Genomic DNA, 21216 nt, shown 5'->3' with positions numbered 1-21216 from the left:
CTCCGCCGGTGGCCTTGACACCGGATACCGTGCCCGCCGCGCGCGTGGTCCCGCGCAGCCGGATCGTCGTTGCCTCCATGGTGGGCACGAGCATCGAATTCTTCGACTTCTATATCTATGCCACCGCGGCGGTGCTGGTGTTCCCAACGTTGTTCTTTCCCAAGGGAAATGACACGGCCGCGCTGCTGTCCTCATTCGCGACGTTCGGATTGGCCTTCGTTGCCCGTCCGGTCGGGTCCATGCTGTTCGGACACTTCGGCGATCGGATCGGACGCAAGGCCACGCTTGTCGGATCGCTGATGACGATGGGAGTGGCGACCTTCGCGATCGGGCTGCTGCCCACCTTCGAGGCCGTGGGCTACTGGGCTCCGGCCATGCTGGCGATGCTGCGCTTTTGTCAGGGGCTGGGATTGGGTGGGGAATGGTCGGGTGCGGCGCTGCTGGCGACCGAAACCGCCGAGGCGGGCAAGCGGGGCTGGGCGGCGATGTGGCCACAGCTCGGCGCACCGATCGGCTTTTTCTTCGCCAACGGCACCTTCCTGTTGTTGATGCTCGTCATGGGCTTCGACGCCAAGAGTGTTGCGGCCAATCATGCGTTCTTGTCCTGGGGTTGGCGGGTTCCGTTCCTGGCCAGCGCGGTCATCGTGGTCGTCGGGCTGTACGTGCGGCTCAAGCTCACCGAGACACCCGTGTTCACCCAGGCGGTTGCCGAGGGCAAGAAGGTGCGTGCGCCGCTGGCCGAGGTGGTCAGGACCTCATGGCGGCAGCTGGTGATCGGCACCTTCGTCATGCTGGCCACGTACACGATCTTCTACGTCGCCACGACCTGGGCGGCGTCGTACGGAACCGGGAAGGTGGTCGACAAATCCGGGGTCAAACTGGCGATCAGTTATGTCGACTTCCTGCAGATGCAGCTGATTTCGGTGCTGTTCCTGGCCGCGTGTGTGCCGATATCCGGTCGGCTGGCGGACAAGTATGGGCGCAGGCCGGTGCTGCTGACGTTCACTGCCGGAATCATCGCGTTCGGACTCTCGTTCGGCTGGTTCCTGGACCCGGCGACCGTGGACAAGACCACGATGCTGGTGTTCCTGAGCCTGGGTATGACGTTGATGGGCTTGTCCTTTGGGCCGATGAGCGCCCTGCTGCCCGAGCTGTTTCCGACGAATGTGCGCTACACGGGGTCGGGGATCGCCTACAACTTCGCCTCCATCATCGGCGCGGCCGTCGCGCCGTTCATAGCCACGTGGCTGGTGCACGACTTCGGCGTCGGCTGGGTGGGCGTGTACCTATCCGTCGCCGGGGTGCTGAGTTTTCTGGCGCTGCTGGCCGTCCGTGAGACTCGCGGGGTCGACCTCTCGAGCGTGTGATCAGCCACCCAGGTCGATCGACGGGAAGTAGATGACCTGTCCCACTGCGATGCGGTCGGGGTCCTCGATCAGGTTGGCCGCGGCGACCATCTCCACCGCCACCAGCGTCCGCTCGTCGCCGTAGTCGCCGTAGTTCTGGCCCGCCAGCGTCCAGAGCGTGTCGCCGGCGACAACTGTGTGGCGTCGGTTGAGCCGGGGCTGGATCAGCACCGTGCCGGGTTCCGGGTCATCTCCGCTCAGCTGGTTCGCGATCGCGATCACTACCCATAGTGTCCAGTCGCCGTACCACCGGTCCGCGAGCACCTGCAGCGTCTCACCCGACACCACGGTGTGATGTCCCACGTTGGCGAGATCGGGCATCAGCAGCCATTCGCCGACGATGAGGTCGCGCTGCGACACGCCACTGGGGCTCTCGAACACCCCGCTCATCGAGAAGCTGCCATAGAAGTGTTCTGCGATCTTCCCCTTGGTGTCACCTGCTTTGACCTGGTGGCGGTACGTGACATAGGGGATTTGAAGTTCCTGCCCGACCTCGATGAGATCCGGATCGGACAAGCCGTTGATCACCGCGATCACCCGGTAGCGACGTCCATCGCCATAGAACATTTCAGACAGTTTCCACAGCGTGTCACCGCTGCGGACCGTGTATTGGCCACTGATCGGTAGTACATGTGTTTCAGTCATGCGCATAGCGTCATCCGGACGAGCGTCCTGGGTCGCGAGTAGTGCGCTACTCGATGTGGCGGGGCAGGACCCCGGCTGTCGGCGACTGTGATGTCCGCCGCTTCGGGCGGCACACTAGGCTATGACGACGTGAGCGAACGTCCAGTCGTGCTGATTGCCGACAAACTTGCCCAGTCGACCGTCGAAGCACTTGGTGATGGTGTGGAGGTGCGCTGGGTCGACGGCCCCGACCGTCCCGCGCTGCTGGCCGCGGTACCCGACGCCGATGCGCTGTTGGTGCGCTCGGCCACCACGGTGGATGCCGAGGTGCTGGCCGCGGGAACCAAGCTCAAGATCGTCGCGCGCGCCGGCGTCGGACTCGACAATGTCGACGTCAAGGCCGCCACCGCCCGCGGGGTCCTGGTGGTCAACGCACCCACCTCGAACATCCACAGTGCCGCCGAGCATGCCGTCACCCTGCTGCTGGCCACCGCGCGGCAGATCCCGCCCGCGGACGCCTCACTCAAGGCGCACACCTGGAAGCGCTCGTCGTTCAATGGCGTCGAGGTGTTCGGCAAGACGGTCGGTGTCGTGGGGCTTGGCCGCATCGGCCAGCTCGTCGCGCAGCGGCTTGCCGCGTTCGGCACGCACATCGTCGCCTACGACCCCTATGTCTCCGCGGCCCGTGCCGCCCAGCTCGGCATCGAGCTGCTGACCCTCGACGAACTTTTGGGTCGTGCAGATTTCATCTCGGTGCACCTGCCCAAGACCCCGGAAACCGCCGGGCTCATCGGTAAGGACGCACTGGCCAAGACCAAGCCGGGCGTCATCATCGTCAACGCCGCGCGCGGTGGGCTCATCGACGAGGCGGCGCTGGCCGACGCGATCCGTAGCGGCCATGTCCGTGGCGCCGGGCTTGACGTATTCGCCACCGAGCCGTGCACCGACAGCCCGCTTTTCGAGCTCGAGCAGGTAGTGGTGACCCCGCACCTGGGTGCCTCGACCAGCGAGGCACAGGACCGCGCGGGCACCGATGTCGCCGCGAGCGTGAAGCTGGCCCTGGCCGGCGAGTTCGTGCCGGACGCCGTCAACGTCGGCGGGGGAGTGGTCAGCGAAGAGGTCGCGCCGTGGCTGGAGGTCGTGCGCAAGCTCGGTGTACTCATCGGGGCTGTCTCCGAGCAGCTGCCCACCTCGCTGTCGGTGGACGTGCGCGGTGAGCTGGCCTCCGAAGATGTTGCGGTGCTCAAGCTTTCGGCGCTGCGCGGACTCTTCTCCTCGGTGATCGAGGACCAGGTGACCTTCGTGAATGCTCCGTCGATCGCTGAGGAGCGCGGCGTGAGCGCCGAAATCACCACGGCCACCGAGAGTCCCAACCACCGCAGCGTGGTGGACGTGCGCGCCGTGTACGCGGACGGCTCTGTGATCAACGTCGCCGGCACCCTGTCCGGCCCGCAGCAGGTGCAGAAGATCGTCCAGATCAACGGCCGCAACTTCGATCTGCGTGCCGCGGGCGAGAACCTCGTCATCAACTACGCCGACGTACCCGGCGCCCTCGGCAAGATCGGCACCGTGCTGGGCGCCGCTGATGTCAACATCCAGGCTGCGCAGCTGAGCCAGGATGCCTCCGGAGAAGCGGCCACCATCATCCTGCGTATCGACCGCAGCGCCCCGGACGCCGTGCTCGACGAGATCCGCACCGCCGTCGGTGCGACAACCCTTGAGCTGGTTGACCTTTCATGACCAAACTCGCGATCATCGCTGGCGACGGCATCGGACCCGAGGTCATTGGCGAGGCCGTCAAGATTCTCGATGCGGTGCTGCCCGGTGTCGACAAGACCGAGTACGACCTGGGTGCCCGCAGATACCTGGCCACCGGTGAGCTGATGCCGGATTCGGTGCTCGAGGAGCTTCGTGGCCATGACGCCATTCTGCTGGGCGCCATTGGCGATCCCTCAGTGCAGAGTGGGGTGCTGGAGCGTGGTCTGCTGCTGCACACCAGATTCGCACTCGATCACCACATCAACCTGCGCCCGGCCAAGCTGTACCCGGGTGTGACGGGACCGTTGGCGGGCAACCCGGCCATCGACCTCGTTGTGGTGCGCGAGGGAACTGAAGGGCCGTACACCGGCAACGGCGGTGCCATTCGGGTCGAGACCCCGCACGAGGTGGCCACCGAGGTCAGCCTCAACACCCGTTTCGGGGTGGAGCGCGTGGTGCGCAACGCGTTCCAGCGTGCCGAGGCCCGCAGCAAGAACCTGACGCTGGTGCACAAGAACAACGTGCTCAAATACGCCGGCTCGCTGTGGACGCGGACGGTCAACGAGGTAGCCGCCGAGCATCCGGATGTGCAGGTGTCCTACCAGCACATCGACGCCGCCACCATCCACATGGTGACCGACCCGGGTCGGTTCGACGTCATCGTCACCGACAACCTCTTCGGTGACATCATCACCGACCTGACGGCCGCGGTCACCGGTGGAATCGGTTTGGCCGCAAGCGGAAACATCGATGGATCGGGTAAGAACCCGTCGATGTTCGAGCCCGTGCACGGCAGCGCGCCCGATATCGCGGGCCAGGGGATCGCCGATCCTACGGCCGCGGTCGTATCGGTCTCGCTGCTGCTGGATCACCTCGGCGAGATCGAGGCCGCGGCGCGCGTAGAGAAGGCCGTCGAGCAGCATCTGGCCACCCGCGGGCAAGAGAAGCTGTCCACCTCGGCCACAGGCGATCGGATCGCCAGCTTCCTGTAGTCCTGATCGAGTGCGAGCCTCACGCGGAAATCCAGCCGGAAAATCGCGTCAGGCTCGCATTCGGCGTTATTGGGCGGGTTTCTCCAGCTTCACCGGCACCAAACCGACTGCCGCCAAGGGGAACAGCGCACACACGGCGAAGGCCGCAGAGAATCCCGCCGCCGTGGCGATCGCCCCGAACACCGGCGGTGACACCGCGGCGGCCAGCAGCTGACCGGTGTTCTGCGCACCCAGGGCGCGGCCACTCCAGAACGGTCCGGCGATCTCCGCGATCGACGTGTAGGCCAGGCCGTTATCCGACACGGTGATCACCGAAGCCACCAGCATGACGACGACGCTGATCGACCAATCCAGCTGATTGGTGACGGCCAGTAACGCCATGGTCGCCGACGCGGCAAGGGCGATGAGACGGATCGGTCGCATGCGCGAACCCCAACGATCGGACCACATTCCGGCCACGACCCTGCCGAGCGCGCCGACGACCTGTGCGACGGTGACCATGATGCTTGCGGCGCCGATGCTCCAGCCCCTATCGGTCACCAGCCACACCAGGGTGAATGTCCACACCACCACCTGGGGGACCACCAGTAGTACCGATACGCCGTGGATGAACCACAGCACCCGGGACCCGCGATAGGGATTCGCCAGGTGTTCCTCGGGAGCCTCTGCGCGCGGAGGGCGGGGTGGGTCGATGATGCCCACCAGGCACACCGCCGAGGACACCGCGCATACGACCGCCGGGAAGACCAATGCCGTTGCCACGCCGTGGCCTTCGGCAATACGGGGAATGACCAGGGCGCCCAGGGCAACCCCCAGCGGTTGGGCCATCTGACGGATGCCCATCACCGTGCCCCGCTGGTTCGGCGGGAACCACCCCACCACCACGCGCCCGCTGGCCGAGTTACATGCCGCGGCAGCAGCTCCACCGAGGAGGAGGAAGACTCCTGTGATCGCCAGCGACGGTGCCTCGGCCGCGGCGAATGCGGCCAACGCCGTCAGTGCCAAACCGCTCACCAACGCGATCCGTTCGCCGAACCTGTCGATGAGCGCGCCCCACGCGATGAGCGTCAGCACCATCCCGAAACTGGGCATCGCCGACAGCAGCCCCGCGTTGGCGAGGTCGAGACCGCGCTCGGTGTGCAGGGCCGGTATGAGGAATGCCACACCGTTGATGAAGACATTCGCACCCGCCGTGGACCCCAAGGCAATGGCCAGCATGGCCCAACGGCGTGTTGTCCCAATCTCATCGACACGAACCATGACAGTCATGGTTCCACATCCATCTCATATTGTTGAACTATCGTCTCATTATATGAGATCGTCTAACTGGCCGTCGCGAGCTTGTCGTGCTGCCGGTACGTGCGATCGCCACCGGTCTGCGCCATGCCGCGCGAGACGATCTGACGACGTGCAAAGTGACCGAATTCCTCACTGATGCGGGTCATTCCGGGCAAGACATTGCGGCGCTCGAAGAACCAGTTGACCACCGACGTGCCGAGGACTGCGGCCTGCATGGACTTGCTGTCGATGAGCCCCAGATGATCGGCATGCGTCTTCCCGAGGATGAGGCGGCTGTAGGAGGAAAGGTATGCGCGGGAAAGCCGCATGAACGCCGGCTCGTCCTGTGCGGACCCGTGCAGCGCCTGCGTCAGCGAGTACGAATCCGCGTCGGGTAGGAACTCGGTATCGGCCTCCAGCCAGAACAACCGCCAGGTGTCATCCTCGCTGGTGGGTACGAGTTCGGGCTGAATTCCCATGAGCTGCCCCACGTATCGCCAGAAATGGAAGACGGCCTCGCGCTCACTATCCGAGAAACTCATGCCCATCGCTTGGCACCCTGCCAGATTGGCCAGCGAGAAGAGCATCAACGTCCCCGCCAACTGGATCTGGTTGATCGGGGTGTCCCAGTTCTGGTAGTCCCAGTCATCGCGCCGGTTCATGGCGCCGCGAACCAGCGCATGCATCAGACGGACGCGAGAGATGCCCTTGAAGCCGGTGGCGAATCGCTCGAGTCCACCGGGCGAGGTGACGTCGATGAGCCATTGCGCCGTCTCGTGCAGTCGACGCGGAGCCGCGGCTTGCAGATTCAGGTTGCCGGTACCGACCAGGGGCTTATCTGCACGGGACGAGAGATAGCCCCCGGTAAGGGCAAGGCCGGGCAGTGCCAAGCCCAGGCCGACGACTCCGGTGCGCATGCTGACCCGCGCAGCCAGCTCAAGCTTCGCGTCGTCGAGCCAGTACGGCCGGGCATCGACCTGTGTGAAGAACGCAACGAGTTCCTCGGGGGGATTGTCGACCGATTCGATGCCAGACTCCAGGGCCATCTCGAACATCCGGCGCCCCTGACCTGCTGGGAAACGCGCGAACATCGCGACCACCGCATCGGCGAGCGGATCGCCGACGTGCGCGTACTGGCGGAAGGTGTCCCGCTGCTCGGCGGTCGCGCGGATGTCCCGTCCGGCCAGGAAGCGGGTGAACACGTTGAACGGGAACTCGCGAAGCTGCGGCGGGTTGGGGAGCTTCTGCCAGTTCGTACCCATCGAGGGCATCCTTTCGTCGTTGAAAGCAACCATCTGGTGACACGTCTCACCATCTGGTGAGAATCATCACCAGAAAATGCCGTGAGGTCAAGGACCACAGTGCGACAATCGGCAGATGCCATCCCGGACCTATGGCGGTGCGACAACCGGTGAACGACGCGCACGCCGACGCGCGGTGCTCCTGGACGCCGCACTGGACCTGGTCGCTAGTAACGGTGTGAAGGGGTTGACGGTGCGCGGGGTATGCGCCGAGGCCCGGCTCAACGATCGGTACTTCTACGAAAGCTTCCGCAGCACCGACGAGTTGGTCCTCGCGATGCTGGACGAACAGATGCTCGCGGGCTCGGCCGTCATTATCGAGGCCATCGCGAAGAGTTCGACGTCCAACGATCCGGTGGTACGCACGCGTGCCGCCGTCGGCAGCGGCCTGCGGTTCCTCACTGCCGATCCACGCCGGGGCAGGCTCCTGGTCGAATCGCAGGCCACCGAGGGGCTGGCCGCGCGCCGACGCGATCTGGTCAAGACGCTGGCGCAGGTGATGGCCGATCAGGGGCGCGTGCTGCTGCCTGCCGATGATGCGCTGGACCCTGATCTGGACCTGGCCACGTTCACGTTGGTGTCCGGCGGGCTGGACTTGGTCACCACCTGGTTTCGCGGCGAGCTCGACATCACCCACAGCCGGTTGGAGGATTTCCTGGTGGCGTTGGTCACTCGCGCCAACATCCGGGAGGACCAACATGAGGACGCCGAGGAAGCCGCAAAGCCCGGCAACTAGGCTCATATGAATGCGCCTAGGACGTATTGCCAGCCCAGACGGTGTCGCCTTCGTCAGTATCGAGGGAGAAGACGGCTCCGAGACCGCCCGTGAGATCGCCGAGCATCCCTTTGGTACGCCCACCTTCACGGGGCGACAGTGGCCGCTCGCCGACGTCAGGCTGCTGGCGCCGATCCTGGCCAGCAAGGTAGTGGCGATGGGCAAGAACTACGCCGCCCACGCTGCCGAAATGGGCAGTGCCCCGCCGGAATCCCCGGTGATCTTCATCAAGCCCAACACCTCCATCATCGGACCGGGTCTACCGATCCAGCTGCCGCCCAGCGCATCCGAGGTACACCATGAGGGCGAGTTGGCCATTGTCATCGGCCGGCCGTGCAAGGACGTCCCCGCCTCCCGGGCGGCCGAGGTCATCCTGGGATACACGATCGGCAACGACGTGTCGGCGCGCGATCACCAGCGTGCCGACGGCCAGTGGACCCGCGCCAAGGGGCACGACACGTTCTGCCCGCTGGGGCCGTGGATCGTCACCGATCTGGATCCGTCGGACCTGGCCATCCGTACCGAGGTCAACGGCGAAGTCAGGCAGAGCAGCCGCACCTCTCTACTGCTGCACGATGTCGGAGCGATCGTGGAGTGGGTGTCCGCCGTCATGACCCTGCTGCCGGGTGACGTGATTCTTACCGGAACGCCCGAGGGCGTCGGACCCATCGTCGACGGCGATACCGTCAGTGTCACCATCGAAGGAATCGGCACGTTGTCCAATCCTGTTGTGCGGAAGGCGAAGTAACAATGAGTGACAGCACTGGATCTGACAGGGTCCGGGTTCGATTCTGCCCGTCACCGACGGGCACCCCGCATGTCGGCTTGATTCGGACCGCGTTGTTCAACTGGGCGTACGCGCGACACTGCGGAGGCGACTTTGTGTTCCGCATCGAGGACACCGATGCCGGCCGCGACAGCGAGGAGAGCTATCTGGCGCTGCTGGACGCGCTGCGGTGGCTTGGCCTGGATTGGGATGAGGGGCCCGAGGTGGGCGGGCCGTATGTGCCCTACCGACAGTCGGAGCGCAAGGAGCTGCACCTCGATGTGGTGCGCAAGCTGCTCGAGTCCGGGGATGCCTACGAGGCGTTCTCCACGCCCGAAGAGGTCGAGGCCCGTCACCTGGCCGCGGGACGCAACCCCAAACTGGGGTACGACAACTACGACCGTGAACTCACCGATGAGCAGCGTGCGGCATTTCGGGCAGAGGGGCGGAGCCCCGTTGTCCGCCTGCGGATGCCCGATCACGACATCACCTGGAACGACCTGGTGCGCGGGGAAACCACCTTCGCGGCGGGTGTCGTGCCCGACTTCGCACTGACCCGCGGCAACGGAGATCCGTTGTACACCTTGGTGAACCCCGTCGACGACGCCTTGATGAAGATCACCCACGTGTTGCGCGGCGAGGATCTGCTGCCGTCGACGCCGCGTCAGATCGCCTTGTACGAGGCGATGATCCGGGTCGGGGTGGCCGATTCGATACCTGTGTTCGCCCATCTGCCGTCGGTGCTCGGCGAGGGCACCAAGAAGCTGTCCAAGCGCGATCCGCAGTCCAATCTGTTCCTGCATCGCGACCGGGGGTTCATTCCCGAGGGGCTGCTGAATTACCTTGCACTGCTGGGATGGTCGATCGCCGACGATCACGACATCTTCAGCCTGCAGGAGATGGTGGCCGCCTTCGATGTCGCCGACGTCAACTCGAATCCGGCGCGGTTCGACCAGAAGAAGGCCGACGCCATCAATGCCGAGCACATCCGGCTATTGGCTCCTGAGGAGTTCGTGGCACGGCTGCGAGCCTTCTTCGGCGCGCACGGGTACGAGCTCGGTGTCGACGACAGCGCCTTCGCGGTGGCCGCAGACCTGGTGCAGACGCGGGTCGTGGTGCTGGGGGATGCCTGGGGCCTGCTGAAGTTCCTCAACGACGATGTGTACGCGATCGACCCGGGGTCGGCCCGCAAGGAATTGGGGGAGACCTCGCTGCCGGTGCTGAACGCCGCGATCGGTGCGCTGGAGTCCCTCGACGCCTGGACCACCCCGGCCATCGAGGAGGCGCTCAAAAGCGCGCTTATCGAGGGCCTCGAACTCAAACCCCGGAAGGCATTCGGGCCGCTGCGCGTGGCGGTCACCGGCGCGACCGTGAGCCCGCCACTGTTCGAATCGATGGAACTACTGGGCTCCGATCGCACCCTGCAGCGGCTGCGAAACGCGCGGACCTGGGAAAATGAGGTGGAGAGCCAAACCGATTCGGGTTAATCGCGGTTGGTTTGGTAGTCTGCTCGTCGGCTCCAAAGTCCGCAGTCAGCGCGCTGACCTGCGGTTCTGCGAGGCCAATGGGGTATGGTGTAATTGGCAACACAGCGGTTTCTGGTACCGCCATTCTAGGTTCGAGTCCTGGTACCCCAGCGCAAATCATTTGCACAACAAGTGATTTGGTGTGATGCACGCCGGTGAGCTAGACTGTCAAGTCTGCGCGCCTCGCGCGTTGCACGGAATGTTCTAGCCCCCGTCGTCTAGCGGCCTAGGACGCCGCCCTCTCACGGCGGTAGCGTGGGTTCGAATCCCATCGGGGGTACCAGCTCTCAATGTGAAATCTATAGCCAGCCTTCGGCGCGGTAGTCGCCCAACATGCGCAACGCTTCCTCGGTCAGTTCGGGATGGCGCCCCCGCAAGGTCCAGATCACGAATTTGCGCGCTTGATGCGTGCCGGCCCTCTTGACGTTCACCTCGATATCGAGGGTTTCTGCGCACAGCTCACGGATCCGATCGCTGTGCTCTCCGGCCGTTTCGCCGGTGTCGAGGTGGTGGACCAGCGCGTCGCTCAATGGCCGCTTGATCTTCTTATGCCGCAGACCCTCGCGAAAGGAGTCGAACGCATCGCGTACGAGCTGGCCCACCGCCGTACCTACTGCTGTGGTGCCGTCGACCCGCCAAGGGGCATGGCAGGCAGGCCGAGCTTGCGGTGGTCCCAGGACCGGATACGGGCAGTTCGCACCCGGACGGCGATGCGCTTGTTGAGCATCGCCTCGACGATGGGTTTCATCTCCTCGGTGTACGGCGCTGTGTAGCGCTCGAAGACGCTGATACCCACCTCGAAGAGTTTGTCGGCGTCCTCGATGATCTCGGCCTGGCCCTCGATCGATACCCCGCGCAGTGTGTCGTAGGTGAGTCCGTCTTCGATCAGGCAGGTGATTCTCGGATCGCGTTTGAGGTTCACCACCTTCTGTGACTTGGCCTTGGTCTCGAACCACAGCTCGCCATCGATCACGGCGTACCACATGGCCACCAGATGCGGCTGGCCATCGGCGCCGACGGTCGCCATGGTCGTGGTGCGTGAGTTGTTTATGAACTCGGTGATCTCTTCGTCGGACATGACGATTTGCGAGCGCTGATTGCTTCCCATAATCGGAGCTTAAAGCCGGGCAGTTATGGCCTCGGAGGCGGCAACGAGATCGGCGGCCCAGCGTGCTCCCGGCCGTCGGCCCATCCGATCGATCGGGCCGGAAACCGATATCGCCGCAACGACATTGCCGTGCCTATCGCGAACGGGCGCCGATACGCTGGCGACCCCGGCCTCGCGTTCGGCCGCGCTCTGCGCCCAGCCCCGCTTGCGCACGTCGGCCAGGGCGCGGTCGGTGAACGTCGCGCCGGGCAGTACCGCCGCCTGAATGGCCGTATCGCTGTGGGCAAGCAGAACTTTGGCGCCGGATCCGGCAGACATGGGCAGGCGTGAACCGACCGGCACGGTATCGCGAAGCCCCGCTGGTGGTTCGAGCGCCGCCACGCATATGCGTACCGTGCCTTCTCGGCGGTAGAGCTGCACGCTCTCTCCGGTGATCTCACGCAGTTTTGGCAGCACCTGGGCGCTGGCGCTCAGCAGCGGATCGTTGACGTGCGTGGCGAGTTCGGTCAGCCCGGCACCGAGCTGCCACTGCCCGGCGCCGTCACGGGACAGGAATCGGTGCACCTCCAGCCCCGCTGCCAACCGATGTGCGGTGGCACGGGGGAGTCCCGTGCGCTCGCACAATTCGGCGAGTCCGCAGGGGGAGTCGCCGATGGCGGTCAGGACCTGCACCGCTTTGTCGAGAACGCCGATACCGCTATGCTGTCTCACGGAACGATACTAGCGTTCCAGATAATGAGACGCAATGAGCACGGAGCCAATGATGACTAGTGTCCAACAGCCCCGGACCCTGGCAGAGAAGGTCTGGGACTCCCACGTAGTGGTACGCGGAACCGGTGAGGGTGAGGCGCGTGAGCCCGACCTCATCTATATCGACCTCCATTTGGTCCATGAGGTGACCAGCCCTCAGGCCTTCGATGGTCTGCGGCTCGCAGGGCGCCCGGTGCGTCGGCCGGATCTGACGATCGCGACCGAGGACCACAATGTCCCGACGATTGATATCGACAAGCCGATCGCCGATCCGGTGTCACGTACTCAGGTAGAGACGCTGCGACGCAACTGCGAAGAATTCGGCATCCGCCTACACCCGATGGGCGACGTCGAACAGGGCATCGTGCACGTGGTCGGTCCGCAGCTGGGTTTGACCCAGCCGGGCACCACGGTCGTGTGCGGTGACAGTCACACTTCCACGCACGGAGCATTCGGAGCGCTGGCCATGGGCATCGGGACTTCCGAGGTCGAGCACGTGATGGCCACGCAGACCTTGCCGCTGAGGCCCTTTCGGACCATGTCCATCAACATCGATGGCCCCCTCCCGACCGGCGTTACCAGCAAGGATGTCATTTTGGCGGTGATCGCCAAGATTGGCACCGGTGGCGGTCAGGGGTACGTCCTCGAGTACCGGGGGCAGGCCGTCGAGGAGATGTCGATGGAGGCCCGAATGACTATGTGCAATATGTCTATTGAGGCGGGCGCGCGGGCGGGAATGGTCGCTCCCGACGAGACGACATATGCCTACCTGAAGGGCCGGTCGCACGCTCCCACCGGTGAGCTGTGGGATGCCGCTGTGGCCGAATGGGACTCGCTGCGCACCGACGACGGCGCTCAGTTCGACGCCGAAGTGCACATCGATGCCAGTACTTTGGCGCCTTTTGTCACCTGGGGCACCAATCCGGGCCAGGGGGTGCCCTTGAGCGCCCACGTTCCCGATCCGGAGCTGATGGCCGACGAGGAAGAGCGGCTGGCGGCCGAGAAGGCGCTGACCTATATGGATCTCACGCCGGGTACCCCGATGCGTGAGATCCCGGTGGACACCGTGTTCGTCGGGTCCTGCACCAACGGGCGGATCGAGGATCTGCGGGCGGTTGCCGAAGTGCTGCGAGAGCGCAAGGTGGCGCAGGGGGTCACCATGCTCATCGTTCCCGGCTCGATGCGGGTGCGTGCGCAGGCCGAATCCGAGGGGCTGGGCGAGATATTCACCGCCGCGGGCGCTCAATGGCGTCAGGCGGGCTGCTCGATGTGTCTGGGCATGAATCCCGATCAGCTGTCTCCGGGGCAGCGGTGCGCCTCGACGTCGAACCGAAACTTCGAGGGACGCCAGGGCAAGGGCGGCCGTACTCACTTGGTGTCACCGGCCGTCGCCGCGGCCACCGCGGTGCGGGGAAAGCTCTCATCGCCAGCTGATTTGGCAAAATCCGCGCTCTAGAGCAGCAGGGAGAGGAAATAGTGGAGGCATTCGACACTCACACCGGAATTGGTGTGCCGCTGCGTCGTTCCAACGTCGATACCGATCAGATCATCCCGGCGGTGTACCTCAAGCGTGTCACCCGAACGGGTTTCGAGGACGGGCTCTTCGCCGCCTGGCGTAATGATCCCTCGTTCATCCTCAATCTGGAACCGTTCAATCGGGGCAGTGTGCTTGTCACCGGGCCCGATTTCGGCACCGGATCATCCCGCGAGCACGCGGTGTGGGCGTTGATGGACTACGGATTTCGAGTAGTACTGTCGTCCCGTTTCGGAGACATCTTCCGGGGCAACGCCGGTAAGGCCGGTCTGGTTGCGGGACTGGTTGATCAGTCCAACATCGAGCTGCTGTGGAAATTGATCGAGCAGAATCCAGGTTTGGAACTCACTGTGAATCTTGAGGATCGGACAGTGACCGCCGGAACGGTGGTGGTGCCGTTTGAGATTGACGACTACACCCGGTGGCGGCTGCTCGAAGGATTGGACGATATAGGCCTTACGCTGCGAAAAGTCGATGAAATTGCGGCTTTTGAGGAGACACGGCCGAAGTTCAAACCCCGTACTTTGGAGCCTTCTGAGTAGCTGATTGGGCGCCCTTGGGGGGCAAGGGCATTGCTTTTGGTCGGCATATGGCCCGACAAAAAGCTCAGAGAATTTTGCCGAAATTACGCGTGGCACTTGGAAATCAGGTGCAGTTGGGTTTACCGTGTTCGAAGTCGGTTCAAAGTGGACCACTGGCTTCGGAGGGTTTTACATGAACAAAGCAGAGCTCATCGACGTTCTGACACAGAAATTGGGCTCGGATCGCCGGCAAGCCACCGCCGCGGTGGAGCACGTCGTCGACACCATCGTTCGCACCGTGCACAAGGGTGAGAGCGTGACCATCACCGGATTTGGTGTTTTCGAGCAGCGTCGCCGTGCCGCGCGCGTCGCCCGTAACCCGCGCACCGGTGAGACTGTCAAGGTGAAGCCGACGTCGGTCCCGACGTTCCGTCCCGGTGCACAGTTCAAGGCGGTTGTCTCTGGCTCGCAGAAGCTTCCGGCTGACGGTCCCGCTGTGAAGCGTGGCTCCACCGCCGCCCCGGCCAAGCGTGCCGCCGCCAAGAAGGCCGCCCCGGCCAAGAAGGCTCCTGCCAAGAAGGCCGCTCCGGTCAAGAAGGCAGTGGTCAAGAAGGTTGCCGCTCCCGCCAAGAAGGCGCCGGTCAAGAAGGCAGTGGTCAAGAAGGCCGCTCCCGCCAAGAAGGCTCCCGTGAAGAAGGCAGTGGTCAAGAAGGCCGCTCCCGTGAAGAAGGCCGTGACCAAGGCTCCCGCCAAGAAGGCCGCGACCAAGGCTCCCGCCAAGAAGGCTCCGGCCAAGAAGGCTCCCGCCAAGAAGGGCCGCAAGTAGTTTCAGCTGACATCGGGTCCCACCTCAGGGTGGGACCCGATGTTGCATTTCAGGGGGTAGTGCGGCGGTCAGCTGTTGCACATCAGGGGGGAGTCCCCATAAGCATTTCAGGGAGCAGTGCGGCAGTCAGCTGTTGCACATCAGGGAGTAGCGCGCGCGTCAGCTCCCGGCGGGCAGCGGGCTGTCCAGATGATCTGCGGCCAGCAGCTTCTGGCCGTGCATCGACAGCACCCACATGCTGCCCTTGCGGTTACGTGACTTATCGGGGCGGATACCGTCGCGAGCGGCCCACCAATCGATGAGATCCGGGATGACCCGTCCCTGCGTGCATACCACCTGGACACCGTCGGATCCCGCGATTTCGAGAATTCTGCGATGTGCGCGCTTTCGGTCGGCCCAGTAGGCCTCTTCACTGAGTGCGGGCTCGCTGTAGATCACCGTGTTCAGTTCCTCGGCAAGCGGTTCCACAGTCTGACGACAGCGCAATCGATCAGCAGCGTGAATGGCGCTGGCGCCGAATGCGAGTAATTGACTGGTGAGCGCCTCGGCCTGGGCGCGACCTTTCTTGTCCAGTGGCCGGAGGGTGTCATCCCCGGAATAGCGTTCCTTTCGCCCCGCTTTTCCGTGGCGCACAATGATCAATGTTCGAGTGTCAATTTCATGCTTTGCGAAGTTCCGCAGTACTTTCCGGTCAATGTCGTAGCTGACCGTCTTGATCGCCCGCGTTATCGGGAGCCATTGAATCTCATCGACTTCATGGTTGGCCTCGAACTTGCCATCCAAAGCTTGTGCCGCCCAGTATCTGACGCGTTTGGTTCCCTGTGCCACGGGATAACTCACCGATGGCAATCGTCTGCCGAGCCGCGCGGTGAATCCGGTCTCTTCGGCGATTTCACGGACCGCGGCGATCGCCGCCGTCTCGCCAGGGTCCAGTTTCCCCTTGGGTAGTGACCAATCGTCGTACCGTGGCCGATGCACCAGTGCTACTTCAATGGCGCCGGCGGTGTCGTCCTGGTACCGCCAGAGCGCGGCTCCGGCGGCAAGGACCGCCGCACCGGTCCGGGTGGTCGGATCGGGCACGAAAGCTCCTTCGGGGGAGAGTTGTTCAGCCGGAAGAACCTGGGCTAGCTCACGTATGCGAGCGGTGCCGTTTCATCATTTCGACCTGATGGTCGCGCACCTCCTCGCCGTCCGCGGGCGAAGCCAACCACTGGCCGTCGGACTGTAGTTCCCAGCAGCGCGTCCGGGAGTCCAACGCGGAGGTGAACATGTCGTCGAGCTGTGCGGTGAGCTTCGGATCGGTGACGCGTGCAAGGACCTCGACCCGTCTGTCCAGATTACGATGCATCATGTCCGCGCTGCCGATCCAGAATTCATCGATGGCGTTGAAGTGAATGATGCGCGAATGTTCAAGGAACCGGCCGAGAATGGATCGCACCGTGACGGTGCCGGAGTACTCGGGAACTCCGGGCCGCAGCGCGCAGATCCCACGAACGACCACCTCGACGGGGACTCCGGCCTGGGAGGCTCGGTACAGCGCGTCGATGACCTGCTCATCGACCAACGCGTTCATCTTCAGCCGGATGCGGGCGTCTTGTCCTGCCCGATGCGCCGAGATCTCACGGTCTATGCGGTCGATGATCCCGGCGCGAATTCCGTGCGGCGCTACTAACAGGTTGCGATAAGAGACCTTCCGCGAATATCCGGTGAGGGAGTTGAACAGGTCGGTGAGATCCGCACCGATCTCGGGCGCGCTGGTCAGCAAGCCGACATCCTCGTAGACCCGGGCGGTCTTCGGGTTGTAGTTTCCCGTGCCGATATGGCAGTACCGGCGGATGGCGGAGCCCTCACGGCGCACCACCAGCGCCGTCTTGCAATGGGTCTTCAGGCCGATCAGGCCGTAGACCACGTGCACACCCGCATCTTCTAATGCGCGGGCCCACTTGATGTTGGCCTGCTCATCGAAGCGCGCCTTGATCTCGACCAGCGCCACTACCTGCTTGCCGGCCTCTGCGGCGTCGATGAGCGAATTGACGATGGGGGAGTCGCCGGAGGTGCGGTACAGAGTCTGCTTGATGGCCAGCACCTGCGGGTCGGCGGCGGCCTGCTCGATAAACCGTTGCACGCTGGTGGAAAACGAGTCGTAGGGGTGGTGCACGAGCACGTCACCATCCCGCAAGGTGGAAAAGATGCTCTTCGGCGTCTCGCCCTGCCCGAACGCGGGATGTGTTGCCGGTACGAACGTCGGGTCCTTGAGAGCGGGGCGATCCACGCCATAGACCTGCCACAAGCAGGACAGATCGAGCAGCCCTGGCACCTGCACCACATCACCGGGATGGACGTCCAGCTCGCGCAACAGCAGTTCGAGCATGTGCTCGGTCATATCGTCGGCGACCTCGAGCCGCACCGGAGAACCGAAGCGCCGTCGGGCCAATTCCCTTTCGAGTGCCTGCAGAAGATCCTCGTCCCGGTCTTCCTCGACCTCGAAATCCGCGTTCCGAGTGATGCGGAACGCATGATGCTCGACGACTTCCAGGCCCGGGAACAGCGCCGACAGGTGTGCGGCGATGAGTTCTTCCATGGGCAGGAAGCGTGAGGTGTGGGCCACCTGAGCGGATTCGGCGCCGTCGGGGCTCCGCAGCCGCACGAATCGATCCACGTTGTCAGGCACCTTGATTCGGGCGAAGTGCTGGCCGCCCGTCTCGGGAACCTGGATGGTGATCGCCAAGTTCAGGCTCAAGCCGGATATATAGGGGAAAGGATGTGCCGGGTCGACGGCCAGCGGGGTCAGTACCGGGAAGACCTGGTCGGTGAAATAGGAGGAGAGATAACTCCGCTCGTTCTCCGATAGGTCGGCCCAGGTGACGACGAAGATGCCGTTCTTGGCGAGCTCGGGCCGTACCGAGTCGCTGAACACCCGGGCGTGCTGGATCGAGATCTCCTGTGTGCGCTCACCAATTAGTTTCAACTGCTCGCGTGGCGACAGGCCGTCGGCCGAACGCACCGACAATCCCGTCTCGTCGCGGCGTTTCAGACCGGCGACGCGGACCATGTAGAACTCGTCCAGGTTGGACGCGAAGATCGCCAGGAACTTGGCGCGCTCCAGGATGGGCAGGGATTCATCGGCGGCCAGAGCCAGCACGCGCGTGTTGAAATCCAGCCACGAGAGCTCCCGGTTGAGGTACCGGTCTTCGGGCAGCTCCTCAGCCGACGCGATCGTGGTTGCGGCCGGGGGAACGCTGGGTGTGGTCACCCTTGTGATCATAGAGTTATCGGACAGGCTCAGAGCGGTAGTGCGGCCCCCAGCTCGCGGGCCGCGGCCAGATCTTCGAGGGTATCCACGTCGCAGCGCAATCCGGGCCAATCCCCGGTGAGCTCCACAGCTCCTGAATCCTGGTGTCGCCGTGCCGAATCGATTCCGAACAAGGGGTCCAAATCGCCGTCGGTGCTGAATAGTGCCGCGGTGCCGGTGCCGTGCCGATCCGCGACGAAACTGCGTGAATGATTTCGCGCAGCGTGCATCGCGGCCGCGAATTCCTCGGCCGTCACCGCGGGAAGGTCGGCCTGCAACACAACAAGATTCGGTGACGATGCGCGCAGCTGCGTGGCGGCGCTGCGTAATGCGTTGTTCAGTGGATCGGGGTGGCCTGCGGGGGTGTCATCGAAGATGAACCGCGCCCCGAGCTGTCCCGCCGCCGCCTTGGCCGCCGGATCGGGACTGATCACCGCGACGGTTCGGGCAGCGGTGAAGGCCACGGAGATGGCGTGCGTCAGCATGCCCAGTACCAGCCGTTCCCGCTCGGGTGCGGAGAGTGAGGGCGCCAAGCGGCTCTTGGCGGTCGCCAAGTTTTTGACCGCGATGATCACGCCGAAGTCCGCGTCAGCCTGTCTGCCCACATTCTCCATGGTGCCAGCCCCGGCTAGGGTGTCTGCCATGGCCACGGCTGCGGTGATGGGTGCTGGTTCCTGGGGGACCGCGTTGGGCAAGGTGCTTGCGGATGCAGGCCACGATGTCCGGTTGTGGGCACGCCGATCCGAATTGGCCGATGAGATCAATGCGACGCATCGGAACTCGGTGTACCTCAGTGATGTGGATCTGCCCGCCTCGATAGTTGCCACCGGGGTGGCCGAAGAGGCCCTGCAGGGCGCCGAGCTGGTGCTGTTGGCGGTGCCGTCACAGTCTCTGCGCAGCAATCTGACCCCCTGGGCCGACCTCATCGAACCCGGGTCCTCGGTGGTGAGCCTGGCCAAGGGCATCGAAGTGGGCACGCTCATGCGGATGAGCCAGGTCGTTACTCAGGTGCTGGGCACCGATCCCAGCCGGGTCGCGGTGCTCACCGGTCCGAATCTGGCCAGCGAGATCGCCGCGGGCCAGCCGGCCGCCACCGTCATCGGGTGCACCGACTCGACCAGGGCCGTCGCCCTGCAGCGCGCGTTCTCCACGCGCTACTTCCGCCCCTACACCAACGCCGATGTCGTGGGCTGCGAGGTGGGGGGAGCGTGTAAGAACGTGATCGCCCTGAGTTGCGGTATGGCCGCCGGAGTCGGATTGGGGGAGAACACGATCGCCACCATCATCACCCGCGGCCTGGCCGAGATCACCCGGCTGGGGCTGGCCCTGGGCGCCAGCCACACCACGCTTGCGGGTTTGGCGGGGGTGGGTGACCTGGTGGCCACCTGCACCTCGACGCATTCGCGAAACCGGACCTTCGGCATGCGGTTGGGCAGCGGTGAGACGCTGCAGGAGGCGCGTAACGCCGCCGGCGGTAGGGTCGCGGAGGGAGTCACCTCCTGTGAGTCCATCCTGGCGCTGGCATCGAGCTATGACGTCGAGATGCCGCTCACGGAGGCTGTTCATGGCGTCTGTCATCGCGGACTGAGCGTCACCGATGCCGTCGCCCAGTTGTTGGGGCGCAGTACCAAACCGGAGTAAGCACATGCCAGAGCCAGGGATATCGACCCGGGCCGTTGTGGCCGCCACCGCTGAACCGGTTGCCGGGCAACCCTTTCTGGCGGGGCCGGTGTTCGCCTCCGCCTATCATCTACCGGCACCCGAGGATGACTCGCTGGACACCTACGGGCGCGCGTCCAATCCCAGTTGGAGGCAATGGGAATCGGGTTTGGCAGCACTCGAGCGCGCCGACAATGTGCTGGTGTTCGGCTCGGGTATGGGCGCGATCACCTCGACGCTACGTGCATTGGTCCGCCCCGGGCAGACTCTGGTGGTCCCGGAGGACGGGTACTACCAGACACGGCGCTACGCCACGGAAAACCTTGCAGCACTCGGCATCAACGTGATCGCTGCCAGGTCGGACCAGATCATGGCCGCTGCTGCGCAGGCCGATGTGGTGGTGGCGGAGACCCCCTCGAATCCGCGGCTCGACGTCGTCGACCTGGCTCTGCTGGCCCGTGAGACGCACGCGCGCGGCGGTGTGCTGGTGGTGGACAACACCACGGCCACCCCGATGGGTCAGCTGCCTCTGGAACTGGGCGCCGACCTGGTGGTTGCCAGCGCGACGAAGGCGCTCTCGGGCCACAGCGACCTGATCGCTGGATATGTCGCGGGGTCGCGTGAGGACCTCATGTCAGTCGTTGCGCAAGAACGGTCGCGGGCCGGGGCGATCTTGGGTCCGTTCGAAGCCTGGCTGGGGGCCCGCAGCCTGGCCACCGCCGGCTTGCGATTCGAGCGCCAATGTCACAACGCGATCGCGCTGGCGACGATGCTGCGCGAGCACCCCGCGGTGACGTCCGTGCGGTACCCGGGGCTCGCGAGTGATCCGTCCTATCCCGTGGCGTCCGCCCAGATGAGCCGGTTCGGTTCACTGGTGTCGATTGAACTGGCCAATGCCGAGGCGGTGCACGCGCTGGTGCACGACAGCGAGTTGTTGGCGGCCGCGACGAGTTTTGGCGGTGTGCACACCTCGGTGGATCGCCGGGCCCGCTGGGGAGACGCAGTTCCAGAGGGGTTCGCGCGGATCTCCCTGGGCATCGAGGACACCGACGATCTGCTGGCCGACATCGAGACGGCGCTCGCAGCCGGTACGGTCTGAC

Annotated in this window: 19 protein-coding genes, 2 tRNA genes and 1 pseudogene; 13 read left to right on the top strand and 9 right to left on the bottom strand. The window is 64.5% G+C overall.

From position 1 onward, the window contains the following. Window positions 1-14: 14 nt before the first annotated feature. Window positions 15-1367 (top strand): MFS transporter, encoded by a 1353-nt coding sequence (locus DSM43276_RS15545; RefSeq protein ID WP_078329778.1) that lies wholly within the window; start codon window positions 15-17, stop codon window positions 1365-1367. Here the strand turns inward: DSM43276_RS15545 and DSM43276_RS15540 are convergent, their stop codons facing one another. Further along, complete coding sequence (locus DSM43276_RS15540; protein WP_078329740.1) at window positions 1368-2057, bottom strand: LysM peptidoglycan-binding domain-containing protein; 690 nt, start codon at window positions 2055-2057, stop codon at window positions 1368-1370. Window positions 2058-2198: 141 nt separating this feature from the next. Between DSM43276_RS15540 and serA the strand changes: the two genes are divergently transcribed. Both serA and DSM43276_RS15530 read left to right on the top strand, forming a co-directional pair. Beyond that, the gene (gene serA, locus DSM43276_RS15535; protein ID WP_234879384.1) at window positions 2199-3770 is read left to right on the top strand and encodes a phosphoglycerate dehydrogenase; all 1572 of its coding nucleotides are present in this window, start codon (window positions 2199-2201) and stop codon (window positions 3768-3770) included. Continuing rightward, window positions 3767-4780 (top strand): 3-isopropylmalate dehydrogenase, encoded by a 1014-nt coding sequence (locus DSM43276_RS15530; protein WP_078329741.1) that lies wholly within the window; start codon window positions 3767-3769, stop codon window positions 4778-4780. The genes serA and DSM43276_RS15530 overlap by 4 nt, the downstream gene beginning before the upstream one ends. A 66-nt stretch (window positions 4781-4846) precedes the next feature. Here DSM43276_RS15530 and DSM43276_RS15525 read toward each other — a convergent pair whose 3' ends face one another. Further along, window positions 4847-6049 (bottom strand): MFS transporter, encoded by a 1203-nt coding sequence (locus DSM43276_RS15525; RefSeq protein ID WP_078329742.1) that lies wholly within the window; start codon window positions 6047-6049, stop codon window positions 4847-4849. A 53-nt stretch (window positions 6050-6102) separates the two neighbouring features. Further along, entirely contained in the window at window positions 6103-7320 is a 1218-nt protein-coding gene (locus DSM43276_RS15520) for an oxygenase MpaB family protein (protein WP_412458665.1), read from the bottom strand. Between the two features lie 115 nt (window positions 7321-7435). Here DSM43276_RS15520 and DSM43276_RS15515 point away from each other — a divergent pair, with 115 nt between their 5' ends. The 5 genes from DSM43276_RS15515 to DSM43276_RS15495 all read left to right on the top strand — a co-directional run bounded on the left by DSM43276_RS15515 (window position 7436) and on the right by DSM43276_RS15495 (window position 10709). Then, window positions 7436-8095, top strand: coding sequence for a TetR/AcrR family transcriptional regulator (locus DSM43276_RS15515; RefSeq protein ID WP_078329743.1), 660 nt, complete (start codon window positions 7436-7438; stop codon window positions 8093-8095). Window positions 8096-8105: 10 nt separating this feature from the next. After that, window positions 8106-8882, top strand: coding sequence for a fumarylacetoacetate hydrolase family protein (locus tag DSM43276_RS15510; RefSeq protein ID WP_078295909.1), 777 nt, complete (start codon window positions 8106-8108; stop codon window positions 8880-8882). A 2-nt stretch (window positions 8883-8884) separates the two neighbouring features. Next, window positions 8885-10387, top strand: coding sequence for a glutamate--tRNA ligase (gltX, locus tag DSM43276_RS15505; RefSeq protein WP_078329744.1), 1503 nt, complete (start codon window positions 8885-8887; stop codon window positions 10385-10387). A 78-nt stretch (window positions 10388-10465) separates the two neighbouring features. Continuing rightward, window positions 10466-10537, top strand: a tRNA-Gln gene (locus DSM43276_RS15500). A 96-nt stretch (window positions 10538-10633) separates the two neighbouring features. Then, a tRNA-Glu gene (locus DSM43276_RS15495) sits at window positions 10634-10709 on the top strand. Window positions 10710-10725: 16 nt separating this feature from the next. Here the strand turns inward: DSM43276_RS15495 and DSM43276_RS15490 are convergent. From DSM43276_RS15490 to DSM43276_RS15480, 3 genes are read right to left on the bottom strand one after another with little or no spacing between them, the layout of a single operon-like run. After that, the gene (locus tag DSM43276_RS15490; protein WP_078329745.1) at window positions 10726-11028 is read right to left on the bottom strand and encodes a hypothetical protein; all 303 of its coding nucleotides are present in this window, start codon (window positions 11026-11028) and stop codon (window positions 10726-10728) included. An 8-nt stretch (window positions 11029-11036) separates the two neighbouring features. Next, window positions 11037-11534, bottom strand: coding sequence for a pyridoxamine 5'-phosphate oxidase family protein (locus tag DSM43276_RS15485; RefSeq protein WP_078329746.1), 498 nt, complete (start codon window positions 11532-11534; stop codon window positions 11037-11039). A 9-nt stretch (window positions 11535-11543) separates the two neighbouring features. Continuing rightward, window positions 11544-12245 carry an IclR family transcriptional regulator gene (locus tag DSM43276_RS15480; RefSeq protein ID WP_078329747.1) on the bottom strand — a complete coding sequence of 234 codons (702 nt, stop codon included), beginning with the start codon at window positions 12243-12245 and terminating at the stop codon, window positions 11544-11546. A 52-nt stretch (window positions 12246-12297) separates the two neighbouring features. Between DSM43276_RS15480 and leuC the strand changes: the two genes are divergently transcribed. The 3 genes from leuC to DSM43276_RS15465 all read left to right on the top strand — a co-directional run bounded on the left by leuC (window position 12298) and on the right by DSM43276_RS15465 (window position 15165). Next, entirely contained in the window at window positions 12298-13740 is a 1443-nt protein-coding gene (gene leuC, locus DSM43276_RS15475) for a 3-isopropylmalate dehydratase large subunit (RefSeq protein WP_078324137.1), read from the top strand. Between the two features lie 20 nt (window positions 13741-13760). Further along, complete coding sequence (leuD, locus tag DSM43276_RS15470; protein WP_078329748.1) at window positions 13761-14360, top strand: 3-isopropylmalate dehydratase small subunit; 600 nt, start codon at window positions 13761-13763, stop codon at window positions 14358-14360. 172 nt (window positions 14361-14532) lie between these two features. Then, window positions 14533-15165, top strand: coding sequence for an HU family DNA-binding protein (locus tag DSM43276_RS15465; RefSeq protein WP_078309025.1), 633 nt, complete (start codon window positions 14533-14535; stop codon window positions 15163-15165). 159 nt (window positions 15166-15324) lie between these two features. Here DSM43276_RS15465 and mutT1 read toward each other — a convergent pair whose 3' ends face one another. The 3 genes and pseudogenes from mutT1 to cofC form a co-directional block, all read right to left on the bottom strand. After that, window positions 15325-16245 carry an 8-oxo-(d)GTP phosphatase MutT1 gene (gene mutT1, locus DSM43276_RS15460; RefSeq protein WP_078329749.1) on the bottom strand — a complete coding sequence of 307 codons (921 nt, stop codon included), beginning with the start codon at window positions 16243-16245 and terminating at the stop codon, window positions 15325-15327. Between the two features lie 49 nt (window positions 16246-16294). Continuing rightward, window positions 16295-18418: pseudogene (locus DSM43276_RS15455) on the bottom strand (RNA degradosome polyphosphate kinase); the annotation flags it as partial. A 29-nt stretch (window positions 18419-18447) separates the two neighbouring features. After that, on the bottom strand, window positions 18448-19071 hold the full coding sequence (cofC, locus tag DSM43276_RS15450; protein WP_078329779.1) for a 2-phospho-L-lactate guanylyltransferase: 624 nt from the start codon (window positions 19069-19071) through the stop codon (window positions 18448-18450). A 46-nt stretch (window positions 19072-19117) separates the two neighbouring features. Between cofC and DSM43276_RS15445 the strand changes: the two genes are divergently transcribed. Continuing rightward, window positions 19118-20098 carry an NAD(P)H-dependent glycerol-3-phosphate dehydrogenase gene (locus tag DSM43276_RS15445; protein ID WP_234802582.1) on the top strand — a complete coding sequence of 327 codons (981 nt, stop codon included), beginning with the start codon at window positions 19118-19120 and terminating at the stop codon, window positions 20096-20098. Between the two features lie 4 nt (window positions 20099-20102). Further along, window positions 20103-21215, top strand: a complete 1113-nt coding sequence (locus DSM43276_RS15440) for a cystathionine gamma-lyase (RefSeq protein WP_078329751.1) — start codon at window positions 20103-20105, stop codon at window positions 21213-21215. The last annotated feature ends 1 nt before the right edge of the window (window position 21216 follow it).

It is taken from the genome of Mycobacteroides salmoniphilum, assembly GCF_004924335.1.
Lineage (GTDB): Bacteria > Actinomycetota > Actinomycetes > Mycobacteriales > Mycobacteriaceae > Mycobacterium > Mycobacterium salmoniphilum.
This window is presented reverse-complemented; position numbering and strand designations above follow the sequence as displayed.